1 protein-coding gene is annotated in these 2,524 nt (G+C 65.6%); it reads right to left on the reverse strand.

What is annotated here, in order from left to right; genetic code table 11:
• Window positions 1-791: 791 nt before the first annotated feature.
• Window positions 792-2,333 (reverse strand): trypsin-like serine protease, encoded by a 1,542-nt coding sequence (locus ABT085_RS45620; protein WP_351622960.1) that lies wholly within the window; start codon window positions 2,331-2,333, stop codon window positions 792-794.
• Window positions 2,334-2,524: the final 191 nt, after the last annotated feature.

Genomic DNA, 2,524 nt, shown 5'->3' on the forward strand with positions numbered 1-2,524 from the left:
CACGCCGCACAAGTCTCCCGCGGCCCGGCCGCGCCTGAAGCGCGGTACGCACACGTGCCTTCATCACAGTCCTGATCCACAGCCTTCGTCGTCGGCTCCGGAAAACCCCGGAACACGGAATGAAAGGCGGGCTTCAAGGCCGCATCCAGCAGCGGAGAAACGCTGGAGGACGTACGGAAAGATAATTCTCGACACAACGAAGCTACAGCCTGTAAACGAATATCCACGAGCTCACCCCCACCCCTGGAAGCCTCGGCACCCCGCCTCGGATAACCGCCAAAAGCCCCGTCTGCCCGCTTTTCCACAGGATGGGACAAGGGATCGAAGAGGCACGAAGCCGCACGGGTCGATGGACCGCGAAAGCGCCTGTGCACCCCGGACGGGAAAACTTTGACCGCGCCATGAAATCTCAAGATCCAAATTTTGTCCAGCCATCGCGCTCTGCACATAAGCGGCATAGACCCAACCCAGAACGTGATGTGCGTCACTTCATCGCGAACACCTCGTACACTTTATGCAGTCAGAACGCGAGCACTGCGCCATGGACCAGTAATGGGCGATCCGGTCCGCCGGTAATCGATGACATCGGCACCTGTTTCGAGAGGAACGAACTGTGATCCTCTTGCGGGGCTCACCCCTTTCGCGTGTGCCTTTTGGTCCCCCTCAAGAGGTCGGGGAGGACGCCGATCCTTCGTGGCTCTGCCCCATCCCCTCGAGGGGATGGGGCAGAGCAGGTGTCAGCAGTGGCCGTGGCCGGTTTCTCCAGCGCGACACCGAAGGGATCGCCCTCGTCAGAGAGTGATCATCACGGTGCCGCCGTTGAAGTAGGTGCCCATGTTCGTGCGGACGGCGACCTTGCCGTCGGCGATCGTGTGGACGAACATGTCGGCCTTGCCGTCTCCGGTGGAATCGCCGAAGCGGAGGCGGCCCATGTCGGCTCCGGTGACGAATCGGCCCCAGCCGGCGCTCCAGTGGGTACCGCCGTCGAAGTAGGTACCCATGTTCGTGCGGACGGCGATGTTGCCGTCGGTCCCATGGACGATGAGGTCGGCCTTGCCGTCACCGGTGATGTCGGCGAAGTAGAGACGACCCAGGTCGGTACCCGTGACGAATCGGCCCCAGCCGGCGCTCCAGTGGGTACCGCCGTCGAAGTAGGTACCCATGTTCGTGCGGACGGCGATGTTGCCGTCGGTCCCATGGACGATGAGGTCGGCCTTGCCGTCACCGGTGATGTCGGCGAAGTAGAGACGACCCAGGTCGGTACCCGTGACGAATCGGCCCCAGCCGGCGCTCCAGTGGGTACCGCCGTCGAAGTAGGTGCCCATGTTCTTGCGAACGGCGATGTTGCCGTCGGTCCCGTGGACGATCAAGTCGTCCTTGCCGTCACCGGTGATGTCGGCGAAGTAGAGACGACCCTGGTCGGTACCCGTGAGGAAACGGCTCCAACCGGCGGACATGACAGTGCCGGCACCGAAGCTGCTGCCGAGGTTGCGATGGACGACGATGGAACCGTCGATGCGCTGCAGGATCAGATCGTCCTTGCCGTCACCGTCGATGTCCGCCGGCGTGATCTTCTCGCGGCTGAAGACTTCCTTCATCCAGCTGCCCAGATCGTCGACACGGGTGTCGACGGCACCGGTACGGGTTTCGGTGGGATCGATGCCGAGGCATCCGCCTTGCCAGGAGCGGGAGTTGACGGCGACGAGTTCGGTGGTGCCGTTGACGGTGCGCAGGGCGGGACCACCGGCGTCGCCCTTGCAGACGGTCGCGGTGTCGGAGCCGTCGAGGTCCACCGTCGTGTCCGTGGTGGAGGCGACGGTGAACGTGCCGGTGTGGAGCTTGTCGGGCACCCACTCGGTCTTGGTGCGTCCGAATCCGGCCAGCACCAGCTCCTCGCCCGCGGCGGCGGGCGTGGTCGCCAACGGCACGGGTTTGACGGCGGGGTCGGTGATCCGGGTGGCGAGCCTGACGAGGACCAGGTCGCGGTCGGCGTGCGGGATGAGCCAGATGGCCTGCTGGACGCTGCCGCCGGTCTGGGTCAGGTCGGTGCGGCCGACGGTGACGGTGGTGGTCGCGGCGGGCTTTCCTGCGGGGGGTTTGCCGTCCGCGGCGAAGCAGGTGGCCGCGGTCAGGACCCACTGCGGGTCGACGAGGGTACCGGTGCAGGCGGTCTGCTCACCGACGTTGATCTTCGCGACGTAGTTCAGCTGTGCCGGGGCGTCGGCTCCGCCGAGTGCGGTGGCAGGAGCGGCCGGAACGGCGCCCAGCACGACGGGGGCCGCGAACAGGGCAGCGGCCAGCACGGAGAGCCGGGGGCGTCCGGAAAGGCGCATGAACATGGATTCCTTGGCGTGAGGGCCGCACGCCCGGTGGGCACCGGACCGCGCAGCGGTGAGCATGTCGGCTTCGGCTGCGGCTACTTGGAGGTCCTGATCTCCATGAGCATGAACTCGCGCCCCTGCTCGTCCGCGCTCTCGCCCACGGGCGTCCAGGTGTTCTTGGTGATGTCGAAGGACTTCTCCTC

This window comes from Streptomyces sp. NPDC002265 (assembly GCF_040296125.1).
In the GTDB taxonomy this organism is placed as follows: domain Bacteria; phylum Actinomycetota; class Actinomycetes; order Streptomycetales; family Streptomycetaceae; genus Streptomyces.

What these genes read in the sequence shown, in the direction of transcription:
- ABT085_RS45620 (WP_351622960.1), bottom strand. Translation starts at nt 2,333, where the DNA reads ATGCGCCTTTCCGGACGCCCCCGGCTCTCCGTGCTGGCCGCTGCCCTG.